This is a genomic window from Pseudomonas sp. 20P_3.2_Bac5 (genome assembly GCF_025466035.1).
Classification (GTDB): domain Bacteria; phylum Pseudomonadota; class Gammaproteobacteria; order Pseudomonadales; family Pseudomonadaceae; genus Aquipseudomonas.
Genome location: NZ_JANLOA010000014.1, coordinates 1 through 3,036 on the forward strand (window position 1 = coordinate 1; position 3,036 = coordinate 3,036).

1 rRNA gene is annotated in these 3,036 nt (G+C 51.4%); it reads right to left on the bottom strand.

From position 1 onward, the window contains the following. Positions 1 to 36: 36 nt before the first annotated feature. Positions 37 to 2,926: ribosomal RNA gene (locus NTD88_RS02340) — 23S ribosomal RNA — on the bottom strand. Between the last annotated feature and the right edge of the window lie 110 nt (positions 2,927 to 3,036).

A 3,036-nucleotide genomic window follows, 5' to 3' on the forward strand; every position in this document is an offset into this window, starting at 1 on the left:
CTGTCTCCAGAAGCAGTCAAATTGCTTGGGTGTTATATGGTCAAGCCTCACGGGCAATTAGTATTGGTTAGCTCAACGCCTCACAGCGCTTACACACCCAACCTATCAACGTCGTAGTCTTCGACGGCCCTTCAGGGAGCTCAAGGCTCCAGTGAGATCTCATCTTGAGGCAAGTTTCCCGCTTAGATGCTTTCAGCGGTTATCTCTTCCGAACATAGCTACCCGGCAATGCCACTGGCGTGACAACCGGAACACCAGAGGTTCGTCCACTCCGGTCCTCTCGTACTAGGAGCAGCCCCTCTCAAATCTCAAACGTCCACGGCAGATAGGGACCGAACTGTCTCACGACGTTCTAAACCCAGCTCGCGTACCACTTTAAATGGCGAACAGCCATACCCTTGGGACCGGCTTCAGCCCCAGGATGTGATGAGCCGACATCGAGGTGCCAAACACCGCCGTCGATATGAACTCTTGGGCGGTATCAGCCTGTTATCCCCGGAGTACCTTTTATCCGTTGAGCGATGGCCCTTCCATACAGAACCACCGGATCACTAAGACCTACTTTCGTACCTGCTCGACGTGTCTGTCTCGCAGTCAAGCGCGCTTTTGCCTTTATACTCTACGACCGATTTCCGACCGGTCTGAGCGCACCTTCGTACTCCTCCGTTACTCTTTAGGAGGAGACCGCCCCAGTCAAACTACCCACCATACACTGTCCTCGATCCGGATAACGGACCTGAGTTAGAACCTCAAAGTTGCCAGGGTGGTATTTCAAGGATGGCTCCACGCGAACTGGCGTCCACGCTTCAAAGCCTCCCACCTATCCTACACAAGCAAATTCAAAGTCCAGTGCAAAGCTATAGTAAAGGTTCACGGGGTCTTTCCGTCTAGCCGCGGATACACTGCATCTTCACAGCGATTTCAATTTCACTGAGTCTCGGGTGGAGACAGCGCCGCCATCGTTACGCCATTCGTGCAGGTCGGAACTTACCCGACAAGGAATTTCGCTACCTTAGGACCGTTATAGTTACGGCCGCCGTTTACCGGGGCTTCGATCAAGAGCTTCGCGTTAGCTAACCCCATCAATTAACCTTCCGGCACCGGGCAGGCGTCACACCCTATACGTCCACTTTCGTGTTTGCAGAGTGCTGTGTTTTTAATAAACAGTCGCAGCGGCCTGGTATCTTCGACCGGCATGGGCTTACGGAGCAAGTCCTTGACCCTCGCCGGCGCACCTTCTCCCGAAGTTACGGTGCCATTTTGCCTAGTTCCTTCACCCGAGTTCTCTCAAGCGCCTTGGTATTCTCTACCCAACCACCTGTGTCGGTTTGGGGTACGGTTCCTAGTTATCTGAAGCTTAGAAGCTTTTCTTGGAAGCATGGCATCAACCACTTCGCGCTCTAAGAGCGCTCGTCATCAGCTCTCGGCCTTAAGATCCCGGATTTACCTAAGATCTCAGCCTACCACCTTAAACTTGGACAACCAACGCCAAGCTGGCCTAGCCTTCTCCGTCCCTCCATCGCAATAACTAGAAGTACAGGAATATTAACCTGTTTTCCATCGACTACGCTTTTCAGCCTCGCCTTAGGGACCGACTAACCCTGCGTCGATTAACGTTGCGCAGGAAACCTTGGTCTTTCGGCGTGGGAGTTTTTCACTCCCATTGTCGTTACTCATGTCAGCATTCGCACTTCTGATACCTCCAGCAAGCTTCTCAACTCACCTTCACAGGCTTACAGAACGCTCCTCTACCGCATCACCTAAGTGATACCCGTAGCTTCGGTGTATGGTTTGAGCCCCGTTACATCTTCCGCGCAGGCCGACTCGACTAGTGAGCTATTACGCTTTCTTTAAAGGGTGGCTGCTTCTAAGCCAACCTCCTAGCTGTCTAAGCCTTCCCACATCGTTTCCCACTTAACCATAACTTTGGGACCTTAGCTGACGGTCTGGGTTGTTTCCCTTTTCACGACGGACGTTAGCACCCGCCGTGTGTCTCCCATGCTCGGCACTTGTAGGTATTCGGAGTTTGCATCGGTTTGGTAAGTCGGGATGACCCCCTAGCCGAAACAGTGCTCTACCCCCTACAGTGATACATGAGGCGCTACCTAAATAGCTTTCGAGGAGAACCAGCTATCTCCGAGCTTGATTAGCCTTTCACTCCGATCCACAGGTCATCCGCTAACTTTTCAACGGTAGTCGGTTCGGTCCTCCAGTCAGTGTTACCTAACCTTCAACCTGCCCATGGATAGATCGCCCGGTTTCGGGTCTATACCCAGCGACTAAACGCCCTATTAAGACTCGCTTTCGCTACGCCTCCCCTATTCGGTTAAGCTCGCCACTGAATATAAGTCGCTGACCCATTATACAAAAGGTACGCAGTCACCTAACAAAGTAGGCTCCCACTGCTTGTACGCATACGGTTTCAGGATCTATTTCACTCCCCTCTCCGGGGTTCTTTTCGCCTTTCCCTCACGGTACTGGTTCACTATCGGTCAGTCAGTAGTATTTAGCCTTGGAGGATGGTCCCCCCATATTCAGACAAAGTTTCTCGTGCTCCGTCCTACTCGATTTCATTGATAAGAGATTTTCGTGTACGGGGCTATCACCCACTATGGCGGCACTTTCCAGAGCCTTCCACTAATCTCAAATCAACTTAAGGGCTAGTCCCCGTTCGCTCGCCACTACTAAGGGAATCTCGGTTGATTTCTTTTCCTCAGGGTACTTAGATGTTTCAGTTCCCCTGGTTCGCCTCTTACACCTATGTATTCAGTGTAAGATAACCATCTTATGATGGCTGGGTTCCCCCATTCAGAGATCTCCGGATCAAAGTCTGTTTGCCGACTCCCCGGAGCTTATCGCAGGCTACCACGTCTTTCATCGCCTCTGACTGCCAAGGCATCCACCGTATGCGCTTCTTCACTTGACCATATAACCCCAAGCAATCTGGTTATACTGTGAAGACGACATTCGCCGAAAATTCATGATTAAACTCACAAATTTTACCTTAGCCTGAACAAACACCAGTGAAAGTGCTGT